This window comes from Ruegeria sp. AB10 (assembly GCF_056542745.1).
The window spans coordinates 79,473-101,948 of record NZ_JBQGAI010000003.1 but is presented as its reverse complement, the minus strand read 5'-3'; the positions used below and the strand labels follow the sequence as shown (position 1 = coordinate 101,948).

The window sequence follows — 22,476 nt, the reverse complement described above, 5'->3', positions numbered from 1 at the left end:
GGTTAGCGGACAACGAACTCGGCATGAAGCGCCCCGGCGGCCTTGATCGTTTTCAGAATGTCGATCATGTCACGGGGTGAAACTCCAAGGGCATTCAGGCCAGCCACGACCTCGGACAGGGTTGTGGCCTCGGGAATTTCGGCCAGCCCGGTGCCTTCTTCCTCTTCGATGCCGGCGAATGTGCGGGGAACAACAACTGTTTCACCACGGGCAAACGGGTTGGGCTGAACCGCGATCGGCGATTCCTCGACCGTCAGGGTCAGATTGCCCTGTGATACCGCGACGCGCGAGATCCGAACCTCTTGACCCATGACGATAGTGCCCGAACGCTGATCCACGACCACACGGGCCTTGGTTTCCGGTTCGACCAGGATGTTTTCAATCCGGCCCAACGCGTGCGCTGTCGAAATCGCCTGCGTTGCCGCGATGTTCAGCTCGACCGTGCCGGAATCGCGCATGATCGCCACCGCACGGTTGAACTCGGTGTTGATCGCAACCTCAATCCGGCTGGCGGTGGTGAAATCGGGCTCGCGCAGGGCCAGCCGCATTTGCGTCAGGGTCGAGAGGTCAAAGTCGATCTCGCGTTCCACCCGCGCACCCGACGGGATTACGCCAGAGGTCGGAACCCCTTGTACGACCGAGGCGGCCTCACCCTCGGCCACGGCGCCACCGGCCAGAACCGTGCCCTGCGCTACCGCATAGATTTGCCCGTCGGCCGCGTTCAGCGGTGTCATGATCAGGGTGCCACCCAACAGACTTTTGGAATCGCCGATGGCTGACACTGTCACGTCGATCTGCCCACCGACCCGGGCAAAAGGTGGCAGGCTGGCGGTCACCAACACGGCCGCGACGTTTTTGGGGCGAAAATCCTCTCCGTTCACATTGACGCCCAGCCGTTCGAGGATGTTCGACATGATCTCCTCGGTGAAGGGCGAATTGCGCAGCCCGTCGCCGGTGCCGTTCAGCCCGACAACCAGACCATAGCCGACCAGATCATTGCCCCGTACCCCGTCGAAATCCACAAGGTCCTTCAGGCGGATCGCACCGGCTGAGGCGATTCCGGGCAGCAGCATCAACAGAAAAACAAGAAGTTTCATCTCAGGAAATTCACTAGCGACAGATTCGCGTTGCGAACGGTGACGGAATAAAGGCTCTCCAACTGGAATTGGACGGTTTGCAGCTGCGCTGCGGTTTCATATGGGTCCGCCGCGATCAGCTTGTTCCGGCTGTATTCCAGGCTGGTTTGCGCCGCACCGTTGCGCGTCGCGGCCTGTTCGATCCGCGCCTCGGCCGACCCCACTTGTGCGCGCAGGTTCACGACCTCGTTCTGGGTATTGGCCAGATCGACGCCCAATTGGGCGAACAACGCCGTGCGCTGATCGCGCGGCAGGTTCAGCGCGTCGTCCGACACCAACGCGGCAACCGCAATATCGCGCAGCGCATCCTTGATCGCGGGATCCGTTGCCGTGATGGGGATACGGACACTTTCATTCTCTGAGATCTGCATCGCGGCCAAAGCGGTGTCCGATCCCTGATAGATCACCGCGTCAAATCCAGCGGGGTCGTTGAACCAATCTTCTGCCGCTTGCCGGATGTCCGACACTGTGCTGTACCCGGTCAGCTCGGCCTCCAAAGCGGTCAACAGCGTGTCGGCTGAGGGCAGCGGGGACACATCCGTTGAGGTGCCGGAATACAGGCTGCGCCCACCGGCCCGCGTGTTCAGCGCCGAAATGATCGTGTCCAGTTCGTTTCGCGCCTGCACGGATGCGTTTTCATGGCTGACCGCCTGGTTCGAGGTGCCAAAAGACAGCAGGGACGCGGTGAATTCGCTGATAGAGGTATCAATTGTCGTCAGGCTCAATTGCATGGCGTCGGTGAACAGCCCGGCCTCGGCCGTGGATACCTTATACGCGTCCAGCCGTGACAGGCTGCGATCCAGATCCAGAAGGTGCGAGTAATCGCCATCCAAGCGCCCAGAGACATCCTGAACCTTACCTGTGGACATTTCATACGACAGGGTCTCGATCTGGGTTTTCAACTCGGTCGAGCGGGCCTTCAGCGTCATGCCCCGCGCCAGATCACCGATAGACGTCAAATTCATCATCACAACCTCAACAGAGTATTCATCAATTCATCCACCACCGAGATGACCCGGGCATTGGCGGCATAGGCCTGTTCGATCTGCATCAGGCGCTGCAGTTCCTGATCCGTATCGACGCCGTCTTCCGCCTCGATCCGAGCCATTTCCAATTGGGCGCTGTTGGCAGAGGTCAGGCGTTGGCTGGCCGTGTGAGCATTTGCGCCAGCCTTGGATGAAAGCGCCTCGGTCAGATCAGAGGCGCGCATCGCACCGGTGCCAAAAGGCGAACCGGCGACAGGGCGCGCATCGCTGAGAATGGCGCCGAAGGCCAGTAACTGTGTGGCATCACCCGGATCGCCGGGGGCTGCCGCGCCCAGACCGTCGCGCAGCCGCCAGCTGTCGCCGCCATTGTCGGGATCGACAATCGGGTTCAGGCTGATGCGCGAGGCCAGTCCCGCCGGGGCCGTCGCATCGAACCGGTTACCGGCATCGGTGAACAGGCCCGCGTCGGTGGGCAGCGCGGCGGGGTCCAGGCCGGGCGTTTCGAACCGTTCGATCAGGTCCCGGGCGACCGAGTCCAGATTGGCCTGCGCTTCAACCGCCAATTCATCGCGGATCTGGAACTGCGCCATCAGCGCGCCGCCGCGTATCTGGGCGCTGTCGCCACTGGTGCGCACCGGATTGCCGTTCATCTCCAACCCCGATAGCAGGCCGTTGCCGACCGTCATGTGGGGCTTGGTGTCGCCGGTGGTGGTAAAAGAGAACTGTGCCGCCGTGCCTTCCAGCAGGATCAGGCCTCCATCGGAGTACAGCGAGACCTGGTCGTTGGCCCGCGGCACCGCATTAACTGGCACCAATTCGTTAACCTGATCAATCAGAACCTGCCGTTGATCCAGCAAGGCTCCGATGTCACCACCCGAGTGTTTGACCGAGGGAATTTTGGCATTCAGCTTCTCGATATCCCTGAGAGTCTGGTTCAGGCTGTCCACCTGCTTGCCAATTGTACGGTCCGCGTCCGACCGCAGTTGCCGCACGCCTTCGGAGGCGGAATTGATCCTGTTGGCCAGATCGCGACCGGTGCGGGCGACCTGGTCCAGCCGCTCGGACGAGTCGGGCAGGCTGGCCGCCGTGATCAGGCTGCTGTCGAAATCGGCCAGCCGAGCGGCGAGGGATGAACGATCATCAGCCGTTCCGACAAAGCCCTCGACCCCGGCGTGAAAGCTGGAAACTGCGGTTTGGTAGGCCAAATCCGCGTCGGTGGCGCGGCGATTCGCGGTCAGGACCGGGTCCTGGTTCCGAACCACACCGACCGTTCGCACCCCATGGCCCGAGATCGTATTTGTCGTCAACTCCAGCGACCGGCGGGCAAAGCCGGGGGTCAGCGCGTTGGCGATGTTGTCCGACACAACCGACGTGCCCCGGCCCGCGGCCGTCAGACCGCTTACTGCGTTGTTGAACGCCGTCGTCATATTCATCGGACAGCCCCCCTTTCCGGGTCAAAACCCAAATCAGCGTTTGATGTTGGTGGTTTCCTGCAGCATCTCGTCGACCGTTTTGATCACCGTTGCGCTCGAGGAATAGGCGCGTTGGGTCTGAATCAGCGAGGTCAGCTCGGTCGCGATGTCGGTGGTCGATTCCTCGCGTGCGAATGACACCAGATCGCCTGTCGGCCCTTCGCCTGCGTTCCACAGGAAAAAGGTGCCACTTTCGCGGGACGGCGCGTAGGTCTGGCTGTCCAGCGCGGTCAATCCGTTGGGATTGGGCACATCCGCCAGAGGGATCTGGAACATGCGACGGCTGACACCGGTGTCATAGAACGCATAGACATAGCCATTCTCATCGACCTGAACGCTGGTCATCGTGCCCACGGCCGATCCATCGCGCGTGATCGAAACCGGCGCGAACGTGTCGGACAGTTGTGTGATGCCGTCTGCATCCCCGATCTGGCCGATATTGACCTCCATCGGGCCACCGGCCACGTTCACCACAAGGCTGCCGGTGGTCGGGTCATAAGCCCCACCGGATACGGTCGTCACACTTGCCAATGTGCCGCCAGCCGTCCGGCTGTCCGTGAAAGTCAGCGTATATTCCCCGATCACCGCCCCGCCCGAGGCCGAATCGCGCAGGATCATGGTCCATTCATTGCTGCTGCCGGCTGCGGGAACGGTTGGCACCAGCTCGATATCGACGCTTTCGGACTTGCCCAGGTTGTCGAAATACTCAACCGACAGGGGCTGCGTATCACCCGGGGCGCCGGCGTCGGTTGCCGTTGCCGGAAGATTCATGCGCAGGTTCATCGCCGTGGTCGGAGAGCCGGACAGCTGGTTGACGCTCAGTTGGATGGGTTCCAGCGCCGCCGGAGTGTCCCGTGGCACCGCCGGGATCGTTCCGTCCGGATTCGCGCGCCAGCCCAGCAGGACAAGGCCGGATTCGGTGACCAGATACCCTTCTTCATTGGTACGGAACGATCCGGTGGTGGTCAGCTGCATCTCATTCGAACCGCCCGCGATCTGCGAGCTTGGGCGCACCGGCAACATGCCCCGGCCCCGCACCGCCAGATCGGTCGAGTTGTTGGTGGTCACCAGCGACCCACGCTGGTCAATCAGGCGCTGACTGGTGGTTCTGACCCCACCCGCCGAATAGCTGCCGCCCTGGCCCGACGTGACCATCGAATGAAAATCCGTTTCGACCCGCTTGTAGCCGAAGGTCGAAGAGTTCGCGATGTTATCCGAAATGGTGGCCAGCCGGTTGGCGTTGGCCTTCAATGAGGCCACACCGGCATTCAGCGAGGAGGAAATCGTCATTGGCACGCCCTTCTGTTGCGTCAATCTTTGATGCAACAGCTAACGCACTGCCCCTTAACAGCGCGCTAACAGGTAAAATGCCGTCTATCCTGTGATCGTCAGGTGTTGCGCAGAAAGATGATCTCGATCCTGTTGTTGCGCACGGCCATCGGGTTTTTGTCGGACAATTCCCGGTCGGCGTGACCGGTCACGCGATCCAGCCGCTTGGTCGTAAACCCCTTATCTTCAAGCAGTTGACGCACCACCTGCGCGCGTGAGGTCGAGATATCCCAGGACGGATCACGCGCCAGAACCACGGGCGAGGCGCTGACATGGCCTTCGACCGCCACATCATTGGTCACCAGATCCGAAGACCGCGCCACCAGCAGCGCCAGCGCCCGCATCATCGTTGTCGGTTCATCGGTACCCGATTCGAACAGCGGCTGATCCTCGGTATCGAACAGCTCGACCACCAGACCTTCGTCGGTGACGCGCGTGACGATGTGTTTCAGCACCTTGTCCGAGACCATGCTTTCCCCGGTATGCCCCAGCAGCTGGGCCTCGAGCGTCGAAAAATCCTCGGATGTTTCCTCGCCGCCATCCGGGTTCACCCCGATCGCGCCGCGCGCCTGCCGCGCGACCGTGGGGTGCCGTTTGGCCGCCCCCGAGCCATCCATCACCATAGTCTTTTCGGAAAACATGTTGTTGCCGCCAAAGGCCCCGTCCCCACCACCCGAGACTGGGTTCACCGGAATCGTCGGCGAGAAGTAATCCGCCAGACCTTTGCGTTGTTTCTCAGTCGTTGCGTTCAGCAGCCACATCAACATGAAGAACGCCATCATGGCCGTGACAAAGTCGGCATATGCGACTTTCCACGCGCCACCGTGGTGACCATCGCCACCGGACACACGTTTCTTCTTGATGATGATTGGCGCCGCATTGGATTGCGCACCCATCTCCACCACCTTTTTTATCACCCGACTATAGGGGTAGCCGGGCAGGTCTTAAGGTGGGCTTAACACTTAAAACTGTCCGGACTTCTCTAACGCGGCACGGTGGCGCTGGCCCGCCGCAGGATCAATTGCAGGCGGTTGAAGCTGTTCTGGATGCCGTCCGGCTCGGCTTTGCCAAAGAACGCGTCCAGTTCCTCGTGCACCCGTACGGCCTGATCCAGCAGCGGGTCTGCGCCCTCAGTATAGAGCCCGGCCTTGATCATCACCTCGGACTGCTCATAGCTGCCAACCAGTTTGCGGGTTTCCGAGATCATCTGGTTTTCTTCCGGTGTCGCCGCGCCCGGCAGGCTGCGCGAGACCGAGCGGCTGAGGTCGATGGCGGGGAATCGCCCGCGCTCGGCAATGTCGCGGCTCAGCACGATATGCCCGTCCAACACGCCGCGCAGGATGTCGGCGACGGGTTCGTCCATATCCGACCCGGCGACCAGAACGCTGAACACGGCGGTTATGTCCCCCTGATCTGCGGTGCCGGGTCCGGCGCGTTCGCACAGCCCGGCAATCAACGGTGTGACCGACGGGGGAAATCCGCGCAGCGACGGAGATTCGCCCATCGCAACGGCAATCTCGCGATGCGCCTCGGCAAAGCGGGTCACCGAATCGGCCAGAAACAACACGTTCAGCCCCTGATCGCGCAAGTATTCCGCCACCGACATGGCCGACCAGGCGCAGCGCCTGCGTGCCAGCGCCGACTGGTCCGAAGTCGCCGCTACGACAACCGAGCGTTTCATCCCCTCGGCCCCCAGCGCCTGTTCGACGAATTCATTCACCTCGCGCCCACGTTCCCCAACCAAAGCGACAACAACGGCATCCGCCTGCATCGACTTGGCCAGCGTCGCCAGCAGGGTCGATTTACCAACACCTGATCCGGCGAACAGGCCAATGCGCTGCCCCTGCACTACGGGCAACATGGTGTTGAGCATGGCCAGTCCGGTCTCCATCCGCGCGCCCAACGGTTTGCGCGCAACAGCCGGGGGAGGTGCGCGCATGATATCCTGCTCCAGCACGCCTGATAGCAGGGGCTTTCCGTCCAGCGGTTTGCCGAACGGGTCGACCACCCGCCCCAGCCAGTGCATTCCCGGCGCAAAGGCGGGTGTCTGGTCCAGAATCACCCGGTCGCCCAGACAGACCCCATCGGGGGCGGCGGTCGGCATCATGTGAATCACATCCGGTTCGACATGCAGCACTTCGCCCGGCAGATCCGGCCCGCTGCGCCGCCGAAGGGTCAGGTGATCGCCGATCCGCGCCTGCCCCTCAAGCCCCTGTATTTCAATGACACCCCGCGCCACGCCGGACACGCGGCCCATATGGCGCACCGCCGACAGGCGGTCGAATTCGCATTTCAGAAGCATCGGGTCGAGATCGGACATCGTGGGTTCTCCAACGGGTTTCTGAAAACGCTTTCTAAAGGAATCGGGGTTAAGCCTTGATTGAAATTGATCGAGGGAGAAGCCCCGATGTTCTATGACCTGAACGTCTTTAAGACAGCGCACGCAATGGCAACCCATGCTGGACAACGGCAGGCGGTCATCGCGCGCAACATGGCCAATGCGGATACGCCGGGCTACCAGCCCCGCGATATCGAGGCCTTTCAAAAAGCATTCGAAAACTCAAGGCGTGAGGTCGCCATGACCGCCACGCGGGCCGGTCACCTGAATGGTGCCTCTGGCCCTCAACCTTGGGCCGAATATGAGGTCGCGCCCTCGGGCGACCCCAACGGCAACGGCGTGTCCATTGAGGAAGAGATGTTCAAAGCGGTCGAGGTCAAGCGCCAGCATGACCGCGCGCTGACCATCTACAAATCTTCGATGAATATTCTGCGCAGCAGTATTGGCCGGTCGTAAGGGGGCTGAGACATGAGTGATTTTTCCCATTCCCTTGCCGCCTCGACCAGTGCCCTGCGCGCGCAATCGGCACGGTTGCGGCATGTGTCCGAAAATATCTCGAATGCCGACACACCGGGGTATCGCCGCAAGACGGTGCCGTTCGAGGCGGTGCAGAAAGACGGGCGCGAAGTGGTGCAGGCCGGGCGCGTCAAGCTGGATCGCCGCGACGGGTCGCGTATCTATGACCCCGGTCACCCGATGGCCGATGAAACCGGTCATTATCGCGGCTCGAATGTCGATCTGATGATCGAGATCGCCGACGCCCGTGAAGCGCAGCGCAGCTACGAAGCCAATCTCAAGATGTTCGACCAGACACGCCAGATGTCGTCGAGCCTGATGGAACTCCTCAGAAGATAAAAGGACACCAGAATGGATATCCGATCCCTGACCGCAGCCCAGAACTATGCCGTTGCGCGCCCGGCCACCCAGGCAGATCCCAACCACGCCGGACTGGCGCAGGGGCTGCGCAACACGTTTCAGGACTTTGCCGCAACGCTGAAACAGAGCGAGCAAGTGTCTCAGGTCGCCATGACCGGGCAGGCCGATCCGCACGCTCTGGTTCAGGCGCTGGCGCAGACCGAGCTGGCCGTCGAAACGGCCGTGGTCGTGCGCGACAAGGTGGTCGAGGCCTATCAGGAAATCCTGCGGATGCCGGTCTGACGAGATGCTGAGCGAAGGTCTCTTCTATGACATCGTGCGTCAGGCGCTGTGGGTCGCGGTGATCACCTCGGTCCCGATCCTGGCGGTGGCGCTGGTGTCGGGCCTGATCGTCGGCCTGTTCCAGGCGCTGACCTCGGTGCAGGAGATGACGCTGACCTTCGTGCCCAAGCTGATCGCCATTGTCGTCGTGTTCTGGATTTCGATGGGTTTCATGACCCAGACGCTGGTGACGTTTTTCACCACAACCCTCATCCCACTGATCGCAGGAGGCCGCTGATGGATACCGCCTATGTTACCCTGTCCCGCCAGTCCGGACTGATGAACGAAATGCGGCTGGTGGCGAACAACATCGCCAACGCCAGCACCACCGGATACCGGGCGCAGGGCCTGGTGTTTTCCGAATTCGTCCAGGACATACCGGGCAACCCGTCCCTGTCGATGAGCCGGGCTGAGGCGCGCAATACCTCGCAGCAACAGGGCCTGCTGACAGAGACCGGAGGACAGTTCGATTTCGCCATCGAAGGCGATGGGTTCTTCATGGTTGAAACCGCATCGGGCAATCATCTGACGCGGGCGGGCGCCTTTTCCCCAAGCGCCGAGGGCGATCTGGTCACGATGGATGGTCACCGGGTGCTGGACGTGAACGGCGCGCCTGTTTTCATCCCTCCGGACGCGGCTTCGATCGATGTGGGCAGTGACGGTACGCTCAGTATCGAAGGGCAATTGCTGGGGCAGATCGGCGTCTATAGGGTGGCCGACCCCAGCACACTGGTGCGCGAGGGCAGTACGCAATTCCGCGCCGAGGGCGAGATTGAACCGGTTGAAAGCCCGGTGGTTGTGCATCGTTTCCTCGAAGGGTCCAACGTCAATGCTGTCCATCAGGTGACCCGGCTGGTTGAAATCCAGCGCGCCTATGAGCTGGGGCAGAGCTTTCTGGAAACCGAAGACGAACGTGTGCGCGGCGCGCTCAAGGCGCTGATGCGCTGATTTGTGAAAAGGAGATTTCAACATGCGGGCTTTGAAAATTGCAGCGACGGGCATGACCGCGCAGCAGATGCGGGTCGAGACGATCTCGAACAACCTGGCGAACACGAACACCACTGGCTACAACGCCCGCCGGGCCGAGTTTGCGGATCTGCACTATCAGCAGATGGCGCGGGCTGGGACGGTGAACGCCAATGACGGAACGGTTTTGCCCACGGGCATTCAGCTGGGCCTGGGCGTGCGTCCGGCGGCCGTCACGGTGCAGCTGGCGCAAGGCGGGCTGTCGGCCACCGGCAACGATCTGGACGTTGCCATCGAAGGCCGCGGCTATCTTGAGGTGACGTTGACCAACGGCCAGTCCGGCTTTACCCGCGATGGCAGTCTGAAACGCTCAGCCGAGGGGCTGATCGTCACGTCGGACGGGTACGCGGTAGCGCCCGAGATCACCATTCCTGACGATGCACATTCGATCTCCATCAACGCCTCGGGCGAAATCTACGCCTATTTCGACGACGCGCCCGAGGGGCAATTGTTGGGGGAAATCACGCTGGCCAGTTTCTCGAATGCCAAGGGGCTCGAGGCGATCGGCAGCAACCTGTTCAAGGAAACCGAAGCCTCGGGCGCGCCGGTGGTTGGAACCCCGGGCGAAGATGGGCTGGGTACCCTGCGGCAGGGTTATCTTGAAGACAGCTCGGTCGATGCGATCCGCGAGGTGACCGAACTGATCGAGGCACAGCGCGGATATGAGATGAACGCCAAGGTCATTTCCGCCGTCGATCAGATGATGGGCGCAACGACGCAGGTGCGGTGATGCGGGTTCTGATCCTGATACTGGGGTTGCTGATGCCGGTGTTTGCGCAAGCTGACACCGTCGTGCCGACCCGCACCATCCGGGCCAAGGAAATCATCTCGGCCGCAGATCTTGAAATCAAGGCGCAGCAAGTACCCGGAGCGGTGACCGACCCCGAATTTCTGATCGGGCAAGAGGCCCGTGTCGCGCTCTACCCCGGGCGCCCGATCCATGCGGGGGATGTCGGCGCACCGGCGCTGGTCGATCGCAACGATCTGGTTGTTCTGATCTTTGACCGCAAACCGCTATCGATCACCGCCGAAGGCCGCGCGCTGGGGCGCGGGGCCGCCGGGGAGCGCATCCGGGTCATGAACCTGTCCTCCCGCACGACCGTGACCGGTCTTATCCGGCCCGACGGCCAAATCGAGGTGAAATGATGTCAGGACTTTCGAAATCTCTGTTGTTTGCCGTGCTTGCCGTGTCGGCCTGCGGTCGGGTGGACCATCTGGGAAAGCCGCCCAGTTTTACGCCCAATGAGGATTCGCCCGAACATGTCGCCATGTTGTGGCCGGGCCTGCCGCTGCACACACAACCGCAGCGCAACGTCGACCGGTCCTCGTTGTGGAGTGGTGGCCAGCAATCGCTGCTGGGCGATCAGCGGGCGATCAAGAAGGGTGACATCCTGACGGTCGTGATCGAACTGGACGAAAAAGCCGAGTTTTCGAATGACACGGAACGCTCGCGCTCGGCCTCGGAAAGCCTGGGAATCGTGGGCCTGTTCGGTTTGCCGCAGCGCGCGGACAAACACTTGCCGGACGGCGCGTCGCTTGCTGACGCGGTCGAGATTGACTCGTCTTCGGAAAGCACGGGCGAAGGATCGGTGAAACGCAAGGAGAAGCTGACCCTGCGCGTGGCCGCCACCGTGGTCGATGTGCTGCCGAACGGTGTGTTGTCGATCTCGGGTTCGCAGGAATTGCGCGTGAATTTCGAACTGCGTGAGCTGCTGGTCGCGGGTTATGTGCGGCCGCAGGATATCTCGCGCCAGAACGAGATCACCTATGACAAGATCGCCTCGGCCCGTGTGTCTTATGGCGGTCGCGGGCAGATCACCGATGTGCAGCAGCCGCGATACGGCCAGCAGGTCCTTGACGCTGTGCTGCCGTATTAAGGAGCGGATGTGATGAAGAAATTGTTGCCCGTCATCTTTCTGCTGGTCGGTCTGGGCGCCGGTATCGGCGCTGGCGTCATGCTGTCACCTTCGGAAACGAAAGAGGCCGCGAAGCAGGAAAAATCGGAACCGAAGGCGGAAAAGCCAAAGGAGAAATCCGCCAAAGCCAAAGGTGGTAAAGCGGGGGAAAAGGATAAGCCAAGCGACTATGAATACCTCAAGCTGACCAAGCAGTTCGTGGTGCCGGTGGTTGACTCCGAGCGTATCGACGCGCTGGTCACCATGTCGCTGAGCCTTGAGATCACCCCCGGCATGACCGAGGCTTTCTACGCAGTTGAGCCAAAGCTGCGCGACGGGTTCCTGCAGGTCATGTTCGACCACGCCAATACGGGCGGGTTTGATGGTGCCTTCACCGAGTCCGATAACCTGAAAGTATTGCGCAAAGCTCTGCTTGAGACGGCGCGCCGTGATCTGGGGGATGACGTCTCGCAGGTTTTGATCATGAGTGTCAGCCGTCAGGATGTCTGATCCTGGTGGCGCAGCCCTAGCCGGTTAAACCGACAGTTTTTTTGTTCTGCGCGCGTTTGAGCGCGTCTTTCTGGGCCGCCGACAGGTTTGCAACAGCCTGCTGGCGGCCAAATGCCGTGCGCAACGCCTCCATCGCCGTCAGCTTTTGTGCCCGCAGCCGGGCGAGCTCCATGTTCAGTTGGCGACGCGTGGCGGATTCCCATCCATTCCACAGAACATCCGTGCCGGTGACGCGATACCCTTCGGCCGAGGCGCTGTCCTGCCGGGATTGCAGCACCTGAGCATCCAGCCGCGCCAGTTGCTGTTGCACCCTTGCTTCGGCTTCGATCAGCGGGCGGAGGGTGTTGTATTCCTTCTGGAACGCTGCCTCGGTGACTTTTTCGAGGTCTGAAAACCCGTCCTGCCTCATCTGATCTGCCCCTTTGCCCGCTTGCGCATCGCCTCGGCAAACCGGATCGCGGCGGCCACGGGGCGATAGTGTTCTTCGGCGATCTCCTGACCGATCTCGACGGCCGCATGAAGCGCACGTGCGGTGGGCGGATCGGAGTGAATGGGAACTCCAGATTCGGCGGCGCGTGCACGGATCGCGGCGGCCACTTCATCCACGCCCTTGGCCACGCAGACCGGCGCTGAGCCCGCCGTGCGTGCCCATTTCAGCGCCACCGCATAGTGGGTCGGGTTGACGATCACCACATCTGCCGAGGGCACATCAGACATCATCTGGTTTGTCGCGATGTCCTGCGCGCGCTGTCGGCGTTGCTGTTTCACGTGCGGATCGCCCTCGGCATCCTTGGTTTCGTCTTGGATTTCCTTGCGCGACATCCGGTTCTTGCGCATGTGCTCGGCGTATTGCCACAGATAGTCCACGACCCCGATTGCCAGCGCTACTGCGATGACGATGAACAGAAAGCGAAACAGCAGGTTCATCATCAGCATCACCGAGGACCGCGCAGGGGCGGCGCTGGCCGACAGGATCTCGCTCAGGTTCGCGCGCAGGAACAGGGCTAGGCAGGTGCCGTAGATCGCCAGTTTCACAAAGCTCTTGGCAAATTCGAACAGCCCCCCGCGCCCAAACTTGTTCTTGGCGTTCGACAGGATCGAGATGCGGGACAGCTTCGGTTTCAGCTTGCTGGGTGCAAAGATCAGCGCGCGCTGGGCGATCAGGCTGAGCAAAACGGCGCTGGCGGGCAGGGCGAACAGGACCGAAACCGACAGCAAGGCGGTTTTCAGCATCCCGCCCACCGGGCTGGCGGCGGGGCCGTCGGTCACCAGCGGGGCAAAGGTATCCGCCTGGTCGATCAGAACGACAAACAGGGTTCCCAAATGCTGGACGCCGAACTGACCGGCAGCGAACAACGCGATGAGAAACCCGGTATAGGCCGCCACAACGGACAGGTCGTTGGATTTGGCGACCTCGCCCTTTTCCCGCGCTTTCTGCAGTTTCTGCGGCGTCGGCTCATAGGACTTGTCACTGTCGTCATCCGATCCGCTCATCGTGTGCCCTCAAGCGGGTTCAGCATGAAGGCGAACAGGGTGTCGGACCACACCGATAGGATCAGAGGGGTGCCCGCGAACAGCAGGAACAGCCCGGCAAAGGTGATGGCGGGGGCACCGACAAAGGCCACCATCAGCTGCGGCATCGCGCGGTTGATGACCCCAAGCGCGAGGTTGTAGATCAGCGAGGCGATGACAAACGGCATGGCCAGCGCAAAGGCCATGCCAAAGCTGCGCGCGATCTGCTGCACGCCCCATTGTGACAGGTCGGGCGCCATCGGAGCAATACCCATCGGAAACAGCGAGTAGCTGTAGATCAGGAACTGCGCGACGCGGATGTGCAGGCCCAGCAGCACCGCCAAGGCCAATCCCGCCAGGGTCAGCAGATATCCCATCGCAGGGACCGGGTCTGCCGCCGCACCGCCCAGAATCTGAGACAATGAGGTCGCCTGCGCCGCAATCGACCCGGCTGTTTGCAAGGCCAGTACGAACAAGCGCAGGCCCAGACCCAGAACCACGCCGATCAGGGTCTCAACCACAATCATCCGCGCCAATGGAAACAGGTCAGGTGCGGTACCCGCAGCCTGAACTGCCGGCGCTACAATCAGTGTGAACGCCACCGCGATGCCAAGTTTGACACGGGTCGGGATGCTGCGCTCGCCAAAGGCGGGCAGCAATGAGACCATGGCAGAGACGCGCAGGAAGACGGCAAACAGGTGCCACAGACCCTCGCCCAACTGGGGCAGAAGCTCTGGCGGCAGCGAGATCACGCGGGCACCGTTCCGACCAGTGCGGGGCGTGCTTCGAGCCCGATTTCCTCGAAGGACAACACCGGGTTGGCGATGCCGCGCGCGTGCATGATGGTGCGCAGCAACCTGCGCCGCCGGGTCGAGGTGACCAATGCCGGGAACAGCCCGTGATCGGCGGAATGCGCCACACTGTCGACCACACCGTCGGCCAGTTTGTTGAACAGGTTCGGCGGCAGTGCCACGTCCAGCCCGGCATTCGGCGCGTCGATCTGGTAGGTGGCGAAGGTGTCCTCCCATTCCGGGGCCAGCTGAATCAGGGGAATCGAGCCATCCTCGCGTTTCATCTCGGCGACCAGCTGGAAGCCCAGCCGTTGCCGGACCAGCTCGCAGATGCCCTCGGGTTGGGTGGTGGTCAGCCGCGCCTCGGCCACGCTTTCCAGGATCAGCGCCATGTTGCGGATCGAGACACGTTCGTCCAACAACAGCCGCAGCACCGCGTGCAGCGTGTCGATCGGCACCTTGTCGGGGATCAACTCATCCAGCAGTTTGCGGTTGGCCTCGGCCCGGACCGGATCGCTGAGCCGCGTCATCTCGGACAGCAGGCGGCGCAAGGATTTCAGCGTCAACAAGCGTGAGAAGTTCTGTTTGATGATCTCAAGCAGATGGGTCGCCAGAATCTCGGGCGGAGAGACGATGGTGGCCCCGCTCATCGCGGCGGCCTCGCGGTCCTTGGGCAGAATCCAGCGGGCCGGGGCGCCATAGACCGGTTCGGTCACGTCATTGCCTTCAGGCAGCATATCGCGGTCATCCTGCACCAGTGCCAACACCAGATCGGGGTTCAACACACCACGGGCCTGCTCGACCCCCTGCACCTTGACCACATATGTGCCCATGGGCAGATCAGCGCGATCCGTCAAGCGGATATCGGGCAGGATCAGGCCAAAGCTGGAGGCCACGTAGGTCCGCATATTGGCAATCCGCGCGTCCAGACCGGTGCCGGGATTCAAAACCATGCTGACCAGATCGGGAGCGAATTCCAGATGCACGTCGTCCAGATCCAGAATATCGCCAATGGCCTGCGAAACGGGTGTTTCATCCTGTGGCGTGGGCTCCAGCGCTGCCTCTTCTTCGGCCTTTTGTTTGCGGTGCACGTTGAAGGCGGCATAGCCCAGCACCCCCGCGCCCAGAATGAAGGGTAGGAAGGGCAGGCCGGGCACCAACGCAAACAGCACCATCAGAATCGCAACCGTTCCCAGTGCCGCCGGATGTTTGCCCAGCTGCGAGAAAATCGCGTTGTCGGTGGCGCCTTGCGTGCCGCCGCGGGCCAGCAGCAGGGCCGAGGCAATGGAGATGATCACCGCCGGGATTTGCGACACCAAACCATCGCCGACGGTCAGGATGGCATAGGTCTCGAACGCGGACGAGATCGGCATCCCATGCACGATCACCCCCATGATCAGACCCATCACGAGGTTCAGCAGGGTGATCAGCAACCCGGCAACCGCATCCCCTTTGACGAATTTCGAGGCCCCGTCGAGTGAGCCGAAGAAGGTCGTCTCCTGCTGTTCCCTCTCGCGCCGTTCCTTGGCCTGCTGGTGGTCGATGGCCCCGGCGGACATGTCGCTGTCGATGGCCAGCTGCTTGCCGGGCATCCCGTCCAGAGCGAACCGCGCGCCGACCTCGGCCATACGCGCGGCACCTTTGGTAATGACCATAAAGTTCACGATCAGCAGCACGCCGAACACAACCAGCCCCAGAAAGATGCTGCCGCCCATGACGAAATCGGCAAAGCCCTCGATCACGTCCCCGGCGGCGTTGGGGCCGGTATGCCCCTGGCCAATGATCAGCTTGGTCGAAGACACGTTCAGCGACAGCCGCAGCATCAACGAGGCCAGCAGGATCGTAGGGAAAGAGGAGAAATCCAGTGGCCGTTCGATAAACAGCGTCAGCGTGAAGATCAGGATCGCCAGCGCGAAGGACGCCGCCAGCCCCACATCCAGCACCCAGGCGGGCATCGGCAGGATCATCATCACGATGACCGTCATCAGCGCCAGCGCCAGCAGCACGGTCGGAGAGAACAGGGAACGAGCGTCGATCTTGGGCACGCAGGCCTCCTAGTTGAACGAGATAAAGGCGGTGGCGGTGCCCGAGGGCGGAACCAGTGACCCCAAAACGCTGCCGGATTGCGGCAGGTTGACCGGGATCAGAGGGGTTGCGGCGGTGGTGAACGGGTTGCGCGACACCGCTTCCGGGGCGGCGGGCAGGGTCTGGTCCAACTGTGCCAGAACCGTTTGAAACCGGCCGGAATAGGCCTGGGCCAGAGACGGCGTGCGGGAATGATAGGCCCCGACGGCGGCGGGCCATGAGCCAAGCTCGGCATAGAGGTCGTTCAGGAACCGCGCGGCGTAGGTGGCGTTTTCATCCGGATCGAACATGGCGTCGATGGACCGGAACGCTTTGCCGTGCCAGCGATAGTTGATCTGGAAACAGCCGATGTCAAAGCTGCGCTTGCCTGCCTTGAAGATGTCGAAAACGTAGGATTTCGCCTCGAATTCCGAGGTGAACCAAAACCCCTGCCCCTCGACATTGATGGTCCAGGGCCAGGGTTCCAGCCGTCCGTCCCGCAGGCGCCCGGTCTCCACCCGCGCAATCGCGCGCAGAACGTCCAGCGGGACACCTTCGGACTGTGCGGCCCGTCGCGCGGCTGAGTCGCAGACCCCGGCGATGCGGGCGTCGGGCATGGCAAAGCCCTGTTGCGCTGCACACAGCGCAAGGAAACTCAGTCCAAAGATCAAACGATGGGGCATTCTGCCGGTCCGGGATTCTGATCAGTCCCGGCCAAGCTAATCCCGCTTGGGTTTACAGAGGGTTATCAGCCACCTAGTTCCGGTCGATCCGGCGACCGAAGACAACGCTGGTATTGGTACGCAGCACGCCGGGGATTTTGGCCAGTTCGTCGACCAGAATGTCCAGGTCTTCAATCCTCGGGGCCTCTGCCGACAACAGCAGGTCGAACTCGCCATTGATCGACAGGCACAGTTTCACCTCGGGATAGGCCTCAAGCCGGTTGATGATGCGTTTGGTTTCCTTTTGCTGCACTTCCAGCAGCACCACGACCTGAACGCGCGGGGCATCCTCGGAACTGTTCAGGATCACGGAATATCCGGCGATCACGCCGTTTTCTTCCATCCGCCGAATGCGTTCATGCACGGTGGTTCGGGCCACGCCCAGTTTCGCGGCGATCTTCGAGGTCGTCTCGCGGGCGTTGTGCTGCAGGGCGGCGATGATGCGGCGGTCTAGCTGATCCATGATCCCCAAGGTGTAATGCACAGGAGGCGGGGGGCTCAAGACATGTCAGAGCGTTCTTTCGAAACGGCTTTCCGGTCCGGACGTGGCCAAATCAGGGTTGCAGCCACAAGTCCCGGCGATGCGACCAACGCCATGCAGACAAGCGTGATCGCCGCGCCAAACGTCGTCATCATCCAGCCCGCCAACGGATACAGCACCAGCCAGCAGGCATGGGACAGCGTGAACTGGGCGGCAAACACCGCCGGTCTGTCTTCGGGGCGGGCCGAGCGGGTCAGCAGGCGGCCCGAAGGTGTCAGCGTTGCGGAATAGCCGAACCCGATGCAGGCCCACAGCAATGCCAGCCCGGTCAGCGAGACCTGTGCAAAGGCGAAGGCGCCCGCGGCTATTCCCATGATCAGGGTTCCGAGTGCGGCTCCGGACAGCATGACGCTGCGGTCTTTGTAGGTCTCCAGCAATTTGGGCAGGGTGAACGCGGCCAGCATCGACCCACCGCCGAACCCGGCCAGCGCGATGGCCACCGCGCTTTCGGACAGGCCCAGATCGGCGCGGACGATGACCACGGTGTTGACGATGACCATCGCACTGAGCGCTGCTGCCGTCCATGTCAGGGCCAGCAAGCCACGAAGCCGCGGAGTGCGCAGATACAGGCGTATGCCGTAAGTTGTCCGGTCATAGATGCCCCGGCGTTGTGTGGGCTTGGGAGAAGGCAGGGCAACCGACACCACAAGCAGGGCCGAGGCGATGAACCCCAGCCCGGTGCCCCAGAACAGGCTGTCAAAGCTGACGATCAACAGCAGCGCGGCGGCCAGCATCGGGCTCAGCAGGCTTTCCAGATCATAGGCAAGCCGCGACAGCGACAGTGCCTTGGTATAGTCCTGCTCGTCCGTCAGCACGTCCGGAATGGTGGCCTGAAACGCCGGAGTGAACCCGGCCGAGGCCGATTGCAGCACGAAGATCAGCACATAGACCTGCCAGATCTCGGTCACGAAGGGCAGGCAGATCGCAACCAGCGCCCGCACCATATCAAGCGCCACCAGCATCCGGCGGCGGTCCAGCCGTTCGGCAAAGGCCGCCGCGATGGGGGCGATGGTCACATAGGCCACCATCTTGATCGTCAGGGCCGTGCCCAGAACCATGCCCGCCGCATCTCCGGCCAGATCATAGGCTAGCAGCCCCAGCGCCACGGTCGCCAGCCCGGTGCCCGTCAGGGCAACCAGTTGCGCCGCCAGCAGGTGGCGATACGTTCGGTTTCGCAGAACACTCAGCATCGGCAGGTTGGACCTTTTGACCATTCGGACCCGCCCCAAAGCCTCTTGTGACCCGGAGCGTTGCGTCCGGAACCATTTTCCCGTCAATGCCTTCGGGGTCAAGAAATCCGCGCAACTTGGCCGCATTCCATTGATAGCGTTGAGTTTGGGAACCAAACCTCCTATCTCGGGGGCGATACCGGACAAAGGAAGACCCGCGTGGCGAACCATCTCTATAATAACGACCTGCCGGACGGGTTGGATCTGGGTCCTGTTGTGGCCATTGACTGCGAAACCATGGGGCTGAACCCGCATCGCGACCGCCTGTGCGTGATCCAGATGTCGGGCGGCGACGGCAACAGCCATATCGTGCAGGTCGAGAAGGGCCAGACGCAGGCGCCGAACCTGTGTGCGATGCTGGAAAACCCCGACGTGCTGAAGCTGTTCCACTTTGGCCGGTTTGACATTGCCGCGATGTACCACACCTTTGGCGCACTGGCCGCGCCGGTCTATTGCACCAAGATCGCCAGCCGTCTGGTGCGCACCTATACCGACCGCCACGGCCTGAAAAACCTGTGCCAGGAACTGATCGGCGTCGATATCTCGAAGCAGCAGCAGATGAGCGACTGGGGGGCCGAGACCCTGACCGCCGCGCAACTGGATTATGCGGCCTCGGACGTTCTCTACCTGCACCAACTGCGCGAGGCGCTGGACGGGCGTCTGGCCCGCGAGGGGCGCTCTGAGATGGCGCAGGCGTGTTTTGACTTCCTGCCGATGCGTGCGAAACTCGATCTCGCCGGTTGGCCCGAAACGGATATTTTTGCGCACTCATGACCGATACCGAAGCATTCCTGAAAACCGCCCGGCAGGTCGTCACAGACGAAGCCCGCGCGCTGGACGTTCTGGCCGACAGTCTGGACGAACATTTTGCCGAGGCCGTGCAGCTGATCCTGCAGGCGCCGGGGCGGATCATCATCAGCGGTATCGGCAAGTCGGGCCATATCGGCCACAAGATTGCCGCGACGCTGGCCAGCACCGGTACGCCGGCCTATTTCGTGCACCCGGCCGAGGCCAGCCATGGCGATCTGGGTATGGTGTCGAAGGGCGACGTGGTTCTGGCGATCTCGAATTCGGGCGAGGCGCCGGAACTGGTGAACCTCCTGGCCTTTACCCGCCGTTTCAGCATCCCGCTGATCGGTCTGTCCAGCAAGCCGGAAAGCACGCTGATGAAACAGGCCGACGTGCATCTGCTGATCCCGTCGATGGGAGAGGCCTGCGGGTTCGGTATGGTGCCCTCGATCTCGACCACGCTGACATTGGCGATGGGTGACGCGCTGGCGATTGCGCTGATGAAATATCGCGATTTCAAGCCCGAGGATTTCCGCGCCTTCCACCCCGGTGGAAAGCTGGGGGCGCAGCTGTCCACCGTGCGTGACCTGATGCACAAGGATTTGCCGTTGGTTTCGGTCGGCACCCCGATGAGTGAGGCTTTGCTGGTAATGAGCCAGAAGAGCTTCGGCGTCGTCGGTGTAACGGATGAAGAGGGCCGCCTGATGGGCATCGTGACCGATGGCGACTTGCGTCGAAACATGGACGGGCTTCTGAACAAGACCACCGAAGAAGTGATGACCGAAAATCCGCTGACCATCGCACCCAATGCGATGGCGGAAGAGGCGGTGGCGATCATGAACGATCGCAAGATCACCTCTCTGTTTGTGGTTGATCCCGAAACGCAGGGTCCGGCGCAGGGGCTGCTGCATATCCACGACTGCCTGCGCGTCGGTCTGGGCTAGGCGGAGGGTCGCACGGTGGACGGACATTCCCGCATGGTTCAATTCTTCAAGGTGGTGCTGCCGTTGGTGGCCATCCTGATGCTGTCCACCGTTTTCCTTCTGTCGCGCAGTATCGAAACCAATGTCAGCGTTCCGTTTACCCAGCAGGATATCGATGAACGGCTGGCCGATCAGGTGGTGACGCAGCCGAATTACCGCGGCACCACCCGCAAGGGCGAAGAGGTCCAGATCGAGGCAATCCGTGCAACGCAGGGGCGGGAAGGCTCGATTCCTACCGCGGCCGAATTCCGTGGCCGCATGAACCTGTCAAGCGGCGGTGTCATCACGCTGGATTCCAATTCCGGCATGATCCGCCCCGATAAGAACTCGGCCACGTTTGTCGGCGATGTCGTCATCACCTCGACCGACGGCACCGAAATCACCACTGATCTGCTGAACACGTCATTGGACGAAATCCGGGGCGACGCGCCCGGTCAGGTCAACGGAACCGGGATCATCGGCAACTTCACCGCCGGCAGCATGAGCTTTGGTACGGAAAAAACCGACGGTCCCGTGCATATTCTTTTTACAGATGGCGTGAAGCTGATATACGAGCCTGAAAAAGCAGAAAGATAACCTGTGTTCCATTTCCGATTTGTTTCACTTTGCCTTTTATTGACCCTTGGCGCCTTTTCTGCGGCGGCGCAGGAGACTCAGGTTGCGTTTGGCGCGACCCAGGCCGACCCCAGCCTGCCGGTCGAGGTGACCTCGGAAAAGCTGAACGTCAACCAAGAGGACGGTTCGGCCGAGTTTCTGGGCAATGTGATCGTCATTCAGGGTGAAATGCGCCTGACCGCCGAACGAGTGCTGGTGATCTACAATCAGGATCGCTCGGGCATCGAACGGATGGAAGCGACCGAGGATGTGGTTCTGGTCAGCCCGCCCGATGCGGCCGAGGGCGACTGGGCCGAATACACCATCGATTCCGGCGTGATCGTAATGAAGGGCAACGTACTGCTGAACCAGGGTCCCAGCACCATTAGCGGCGATCAGATGAATGCCGACCTGACCGCCGGAACGGCGACGATGACCGGCAACGTCAAAACCATTCTGCAGCAGGGCAACAACTGATGGCGCGCCCTGAACTGACCGTGGCCGAGGGCAATTCCGGCCTCAGGATCGAAAAGCTGCGGAAATCCTACCGCAAGAAGACCGTGATCCGGGATGTGTCGATGACGCTGGACCGGTCCGAGGTTGTGGCGCTGCTGGGTCCAAACGGGTCGGGCAAGACGACCACCTTCTATTCGGTTGCCGGGCTGGTCTTCCCCGAAGCGGGCACGGTCACGATCGACGGGCAGACGGTAACGACTCTGCCGATGTACCGCCGCGCGCGGCTTGGGATCGGCTATCTGCCGCAGGAAATGTCGATCTTTCGCGGCATGAGCGTCGAGGACAATATCGCTGCGGTTCTGGACATTACGGTACGTCACGCCCACCGCCGCAAGGAGCGGCTGGAAGAGCTGCTTTCGGATTTCTCGATCGAGCATTTGCGCCGGGCACCTGCCTTGGCCCTGTCGGGCGGTGAGCGTCGCCGCGTCGAGATTGCCCGCTGTCTGGCGGCCGACCCGAAATATCTGCTTTTGGATGAACCCTTTGCGGGTGTTGACCCGATCAGCGTCGGCGATATCCGCCATCTGGTTGCGGACCTGAAAAAGCGCGGCATCGGCGTGCTGATCACCGACCATAACGTGCGGGAAACGCTGGAAATTGTGGATCGCGCCTATATCTTGCATGACGGGCAGGTCCTGATGTCCGGAACCCCGGACGAAGTGGTCGAAAATGAGAACGTCCGCCGCGTCTATCTGGGCGAAAACTTCCGGATTTCATGAGCTTGCGCAGAAATGCGCCGAATGCATGACGGAAATCACGTATATACACGTCTGTTTTGATTGACTCTTCCGCTGTCTCTTGCCTCAATTGGGCCATGGCATTTCTTCGGTTCCCGTCTGGATCACG

At 61.7% G+C, this 22,476-nt stretch carries 27 protein-coding genes; 14 read left to right on the top strand and 13 right to left on the bottom strand.

Annotation, left to right across the window (positions count from 1 at the left end):
• Nucleotides 1-2: 2 nt before the first annotated feature.
• From ACR0NT_RS07905 to ACR0NT_RS07880, 6 genes are all read right to left on the bottom strand, one after another.
• Nucleotides 3-1,097 (bottom strand): flagellar basal body P-ring protein FlgI, encoded by a 1,095-nt coding sequence (locus tag ACR0NT_RS07905; RefSeq protein WP_170447401.1) that lies wholly within the window; start codon nucleotides 1,095-1,097, stop codon nucleotides 3-5.
• Entirely contained in the window at nucleotides 1,094-2,101 is a 1,008-nt protein-coding gene (locus ACR0NT_RS07900) for a flagellin (protein WP_170447399.1), read from the bottom strand. The genes ACR0NT_RS07905 and ACR0NT_RS07900 overlap by 4 nt, the downstream gene beginning before the upstream one ends.
• Before the next feature lie 2 nt (nucleotides 2,102-2,103).
• Entirely contained in the window at nucleotides 2,104-3,555 is a 1,452-nt protein-coding gene (gene flgK / locus ACR0NT_RS07895) for a flagellar hook-associated protein FlgK (RefSeq protein WP_170447397.1), read from the bottom strand.
• 33 nt (nucleotides 3,556-3,588) lie between these two features.
• On the bottom strand, nucleotides 3,589-4,884 hold the full coding sequence (locus ACR0NT_RS07890; RefSeq protein ID WP_170327825.1) for a flagellar hook protein FlgE: 1,296 nt from the start codon (nucleotides 4,882-4,884) through the stop codon (nucleotides 3,589-3,591).
• Nucleotides 4,885-4,982: 98 nt separating this feature from the next.
• Complete coding sequence (locus ACR0NT_RS07885) at nucleotides 4,983-5,819, bottom strand: flagellar motor protein MotB (RefSeq protein ID WP_170674391.1); 837 nt, start codon at nucleotides 5,817-5,819, stop codon at nucleotides 4,983-4,985.
• 86 nt (nucleotides 5,820-5,905) lie between these two features.
• Nucleotides 5,906-7,225, bottom strand: a complete 1,320-nt coding sequence (locus ACR0NT_RS07880; protein ID WP_480442968.1) for a FliI/YscN family ATPase — start codon at nucleotides 7,223-7,225, stop codon at nucleotides 5,906-5,908.
• 105 nt (nucleotides 7,226-7,330) lie between these two features.
• Between ACR0NT_RS07880 and ACR0NT_RS07875 the strand changes: the two genes are divergently transcribed.
• Genes ACR0NT_RS07875 through ACR0NT_RS07835 form a run of 9 tightly spaced genes read left to right on the top strand, consistent with a single transcriptional unit; the run spans nucleotide 7,331 to nucleotide 11,889 of the window.
• Nucleotides 7,331-7,717, top strand: a complete 387-nt coding sequence (locus ACR0NT_RS07875; RefSeq protein ID WP_170447538.1) for a FlgB family protein — start codon at nucleotides 7,331-7,333, stop codon at nucleotides 7,715-7,717.
• A gap of 12 nt (nucleotides 7,718-7,729) precedes the next feature.
• The gene (gene flgC / locus ACR0NT_RS07870; protein ID WP_170674389.1) at nucleotides 7,730-8,116 is read left to right on the top strand and encodes a flagellar basal body rod protein FlgC; all 387 of its coding nucleotides are present in this window, start codon (nucleotides 7,730-7,732) and stop codon (nucleotides 8,114-8,116) included.
• 12 nt (nucleotides 8,117-8,128) lie between these two features.
• The gene (fliE, locus tag ACR0NT_RS07865; protein ID WP_170674387.1) at nucleotides 8,129-8,419 is read left to right on the top strand and encodes a flagellar hook-basal body complex protein FliE; all 291 of its coding nucleotides are present in this window, start codon (nucleotides 8,129-8,131) and stop codon (nucleotides 8,417-8,419) included.
• Nucleotides 8,420-8,423: 4 nt separating this feature from the next.
• Nucleotides 8,424-8,696: a flagellar biosynthetic protein FliQ gene (locus ACR0NT_RS07860; RefSeq protein ID WP_170405833.1), complete on the top strand. Its 273-nt coding sequence runs from the start codon at nucleotides 8,424-8,426 to the stop codon at nucleotides 8,694-8,696.
• Entirely contained in the window at nucleotides 8,696-9,406 is a 711-nt protein-coding gene (locus ACR0NT_RS07855) for a flagellar hook-basal body complex protein (protein WP_170674385.1), read from the top strand. The genes ACR0NT_RS07860 and ACR0NT_RS07855 overlap by 1 nt, the downstream gene beginning before the upstream one ends.
• 22 nt (nucleotides 9,407-9,428) lie before the next feature.
• Complete coding sequence (flgG, locus tag ACR0NT_RS07850; protein ID WP_170674383.1) at nucleotides 9,429-10,214, top strand: flagellar basal-body rod protein FlgG; 786 nt, start codon at nucleotides 9,429-9,431, stop codon at nucleotides 10,212-10,214.
• On the top strand, nucleotides 10,214-10,630 hold the full coding sequence (gene flgA / locus ACR0NT_RS07845) for a flagellar basal body P-ring formation chaperone FlgA (protein WP_170674381.1): 417 nt from the start codon (nucleotides 10,214-10,216) through the stop codon (nucleotides 10,628-10,630). Before flgG ends, flgA begins: the two co-directional genes overlap by 1 nt.
• Nucleotides 10,630-11,361 carry a flagellar basal body L-ring protein FlgH gene (gene flgH, locus ACR0NT_RS07840; protein WP_170447379.1) on the top strand — a complete coding sequence of 244 codons (732 nt, stop codon included), beginning with the start codon at nucleotides 10,630-10,632 and terminating at the stop codon, nucleotides 11,359-11,361. The genes flgA and flgH overlap by 1 nt, the downstream gene beginning before the upstream one ends.
• A 12-nt stretch (nucleotides 11,362-11,373) precedes the next feature.
• Nucleotides 11,374-11,889 carry a flagellar basal body-associated protein FliL gene (locus ACR0NT_RS07835; protein ID WP_480442865.1) on the top strand — a complete coding sequence of 172 codons (516 nt, stop codon included), beginning with the start codon at nucleotides 11,374-11,376 and terminating at the stop codon, nucleotides 11,887-11,889.
• A gap of 16 nt (nucleotides 11,890-11,905) precedes the next feature.
• On the opposite strand, the gene ACR0NT_RS07830 is transcribed toward ACR0NT_RS07835, so the two are convergent.
• The 7 genes from ACR0NT_RS07830 to ACR0NT_RS07800 all read right to left on the bottom strand — a co-directional run bounded on the left by ACR0NT_RS07830 (nucleotide 11,906) and on the right by ACR0NT_RS07800 (nucleotide 18,709).
• Entirely contained in the window at nucleotides 11,906-12,298 is a 393-nt protein-coding gene (locus tag ACR0NT_RS07830; RefSeq protein ID WP_170674380.1) for a hypothetical protein, read from the bottom strand.
• A complete protein-coding gene (gene flhB, locus ACR0NT_RS07825) occupies nucleotides 12,295-13,383 on the bottom strand; it encodes a flagellar type III secretion system protein FlhB (RefSeq protein ID WP_170674378.1) in 1,089 nt (362 codons plus the stop codon). Before flhB ends, ACR0NT_RS07830 begins: the two co-directional genes overlap by 4 nt.
• Nucleotides 13,380-14,153: a flagellar biosynthetic protein FliR gene (locus tag ACR0NT_RS07820; protein ID WP_170447372.1), complete on the bottom strand. Its 774-nt coding sequence runs from the start codon at nucleotides 14,151-14,153 to the stop codon at nucleotides 13,380-13,382. Before ACR0NT_RS07820 ends, flhB begins: the two co-directional genes overlap by 4 nt.
• Nucleotides 14,150-16,177: a flagellar biosynthesis protein FlhA gene (flhA, locus tag ACR0NT_RS07815; protein ID WP_480442967.1), complete on the bottom strand. Its 2,028-nt coding sequence runs from the start codon at nucleotides 16,175-16,177 to the stop codon at nucleotides 14,150-14,152. The genes ACR0NT_RS07820 and flhA overlap by 4 nt, the downstream gene beginning before the upstream one ends.
• Nucleotides 16,178-16,246: 69 nt before the next feature.
• Entirely contained in the window at nucleotides 16,247-16,939 is a 693-nt protein-coding gene (locus tag ACR0NT_RS07810) for a lytic transglycosylase domain-containing protein (protein ID WP_480442864.1), read from the bottom strand.
• 73 nt (nucleotides 16,940-17,012) lie between these two features.
• Nucleotides 17,013-17,441, bottom strand: a complete 429-nt coding sequence (locus tag ACR0NT_RS07805; protein ID WP_170674374.1) for an Lrp/AsnC family transcriptional regulator — start codon at nucleotides 17,439-17,441, stop codon at nucleotides 17,013-17,015.
• 35 nt (nucleotides 17,442-17,476) lie between these two features.
• Nucleotides 17,477-18,709: an MFS transporter gene (locus ACR0NT_RS07800; protein ID WP_170674480.1), complete on the bottom strand. Its 1,233-nt coding sequence runs from the start codon at nucleotides 18,707-18,709 to the stop codon at nucleotides 17,477-17,479.
• Between the two features lie 198 nt (nucleotides 18,710-18,907).
• On the opposite strand from ACR0NT_RS07800, the gene ACR0NT_RS07795 reads away from it, so the two are divergent.
• The 5 genes from ACR0NT_RS07795 to lptB are packed head-to-tail and all read left to right on the top strand — an operon-like array spanning nucleotide 18,908 to nucleotide 22,349.
• On the top strand, nucleotides 18,908-19,522 hold the full coding sequence (locus ACR0NT_RS07795; RefSeq protein WP_170674372.1) for a ribonuclease D: 615 nt from the start codon (nucleotides 18,908-18,910) through the stop codon (nucleotides 19,520-19,522).
• Complete coding sequence (locus tag ACR0NT_RS07790) at nucleotides 19,519-20,481, top strand: KpsF/GutQ family sugar-phosphate isomerase (RefSeq protein WP_170674370.1); 963 nt, start codon at nucleotides 19,519-19,521, stop codon at nucleotides 20,479-20,481. Before ACR0NT_RS07795 ends, ACR0NT_RS07790 begins: the two co-directional genes overlap by 4 nt.
• Nucleotides 20,482-20,514: 33 nt before the next feature.
• Nucleotides 20,515-21,096, top strand: coding sequence for an LPS export ABC transporter periplasmic protein LptC (locus tag ACR0NT_RS07785; protein ID WP_480442860.1), 582 nt, complete (start codon nucleotides 20,515-20,517; stop codon nucleotides 21,094-21,096).
• A 3-nt stretch (nucleotides 21,097-21,099) separates the two neighbouring features.
• Nucleotides 21,100-21,591, top strand: coding sequence for an LptA/OstA family protein (locus tag ACR0NT_RS07780; RefSeq protein WP_480442859.1), 492 nt, complete (start codon nucleotides 21,100-21,102; stop codon nucleotides 21,589-21,591).
• Nucleotides 21,591-22,349 (top strand): LPS export ABC transporter ATP-binding protein, encoded by a 759-nt coding sequence (lptB, locus tag ACR0NT_RS07775; RefSeq protein WP_170447358.1) that lies wholly within the window; start codon nucleotides 21,591-21,593, stop codon nucleotides 22,347-22,349. The genes ACR0NT_RS07780 and lptB overlap by 1 nt, the downstream gene beginning before the upstream one ends.
• Nucleotides 22,350-22,476 lie beyond the last annotated feature (127 nt).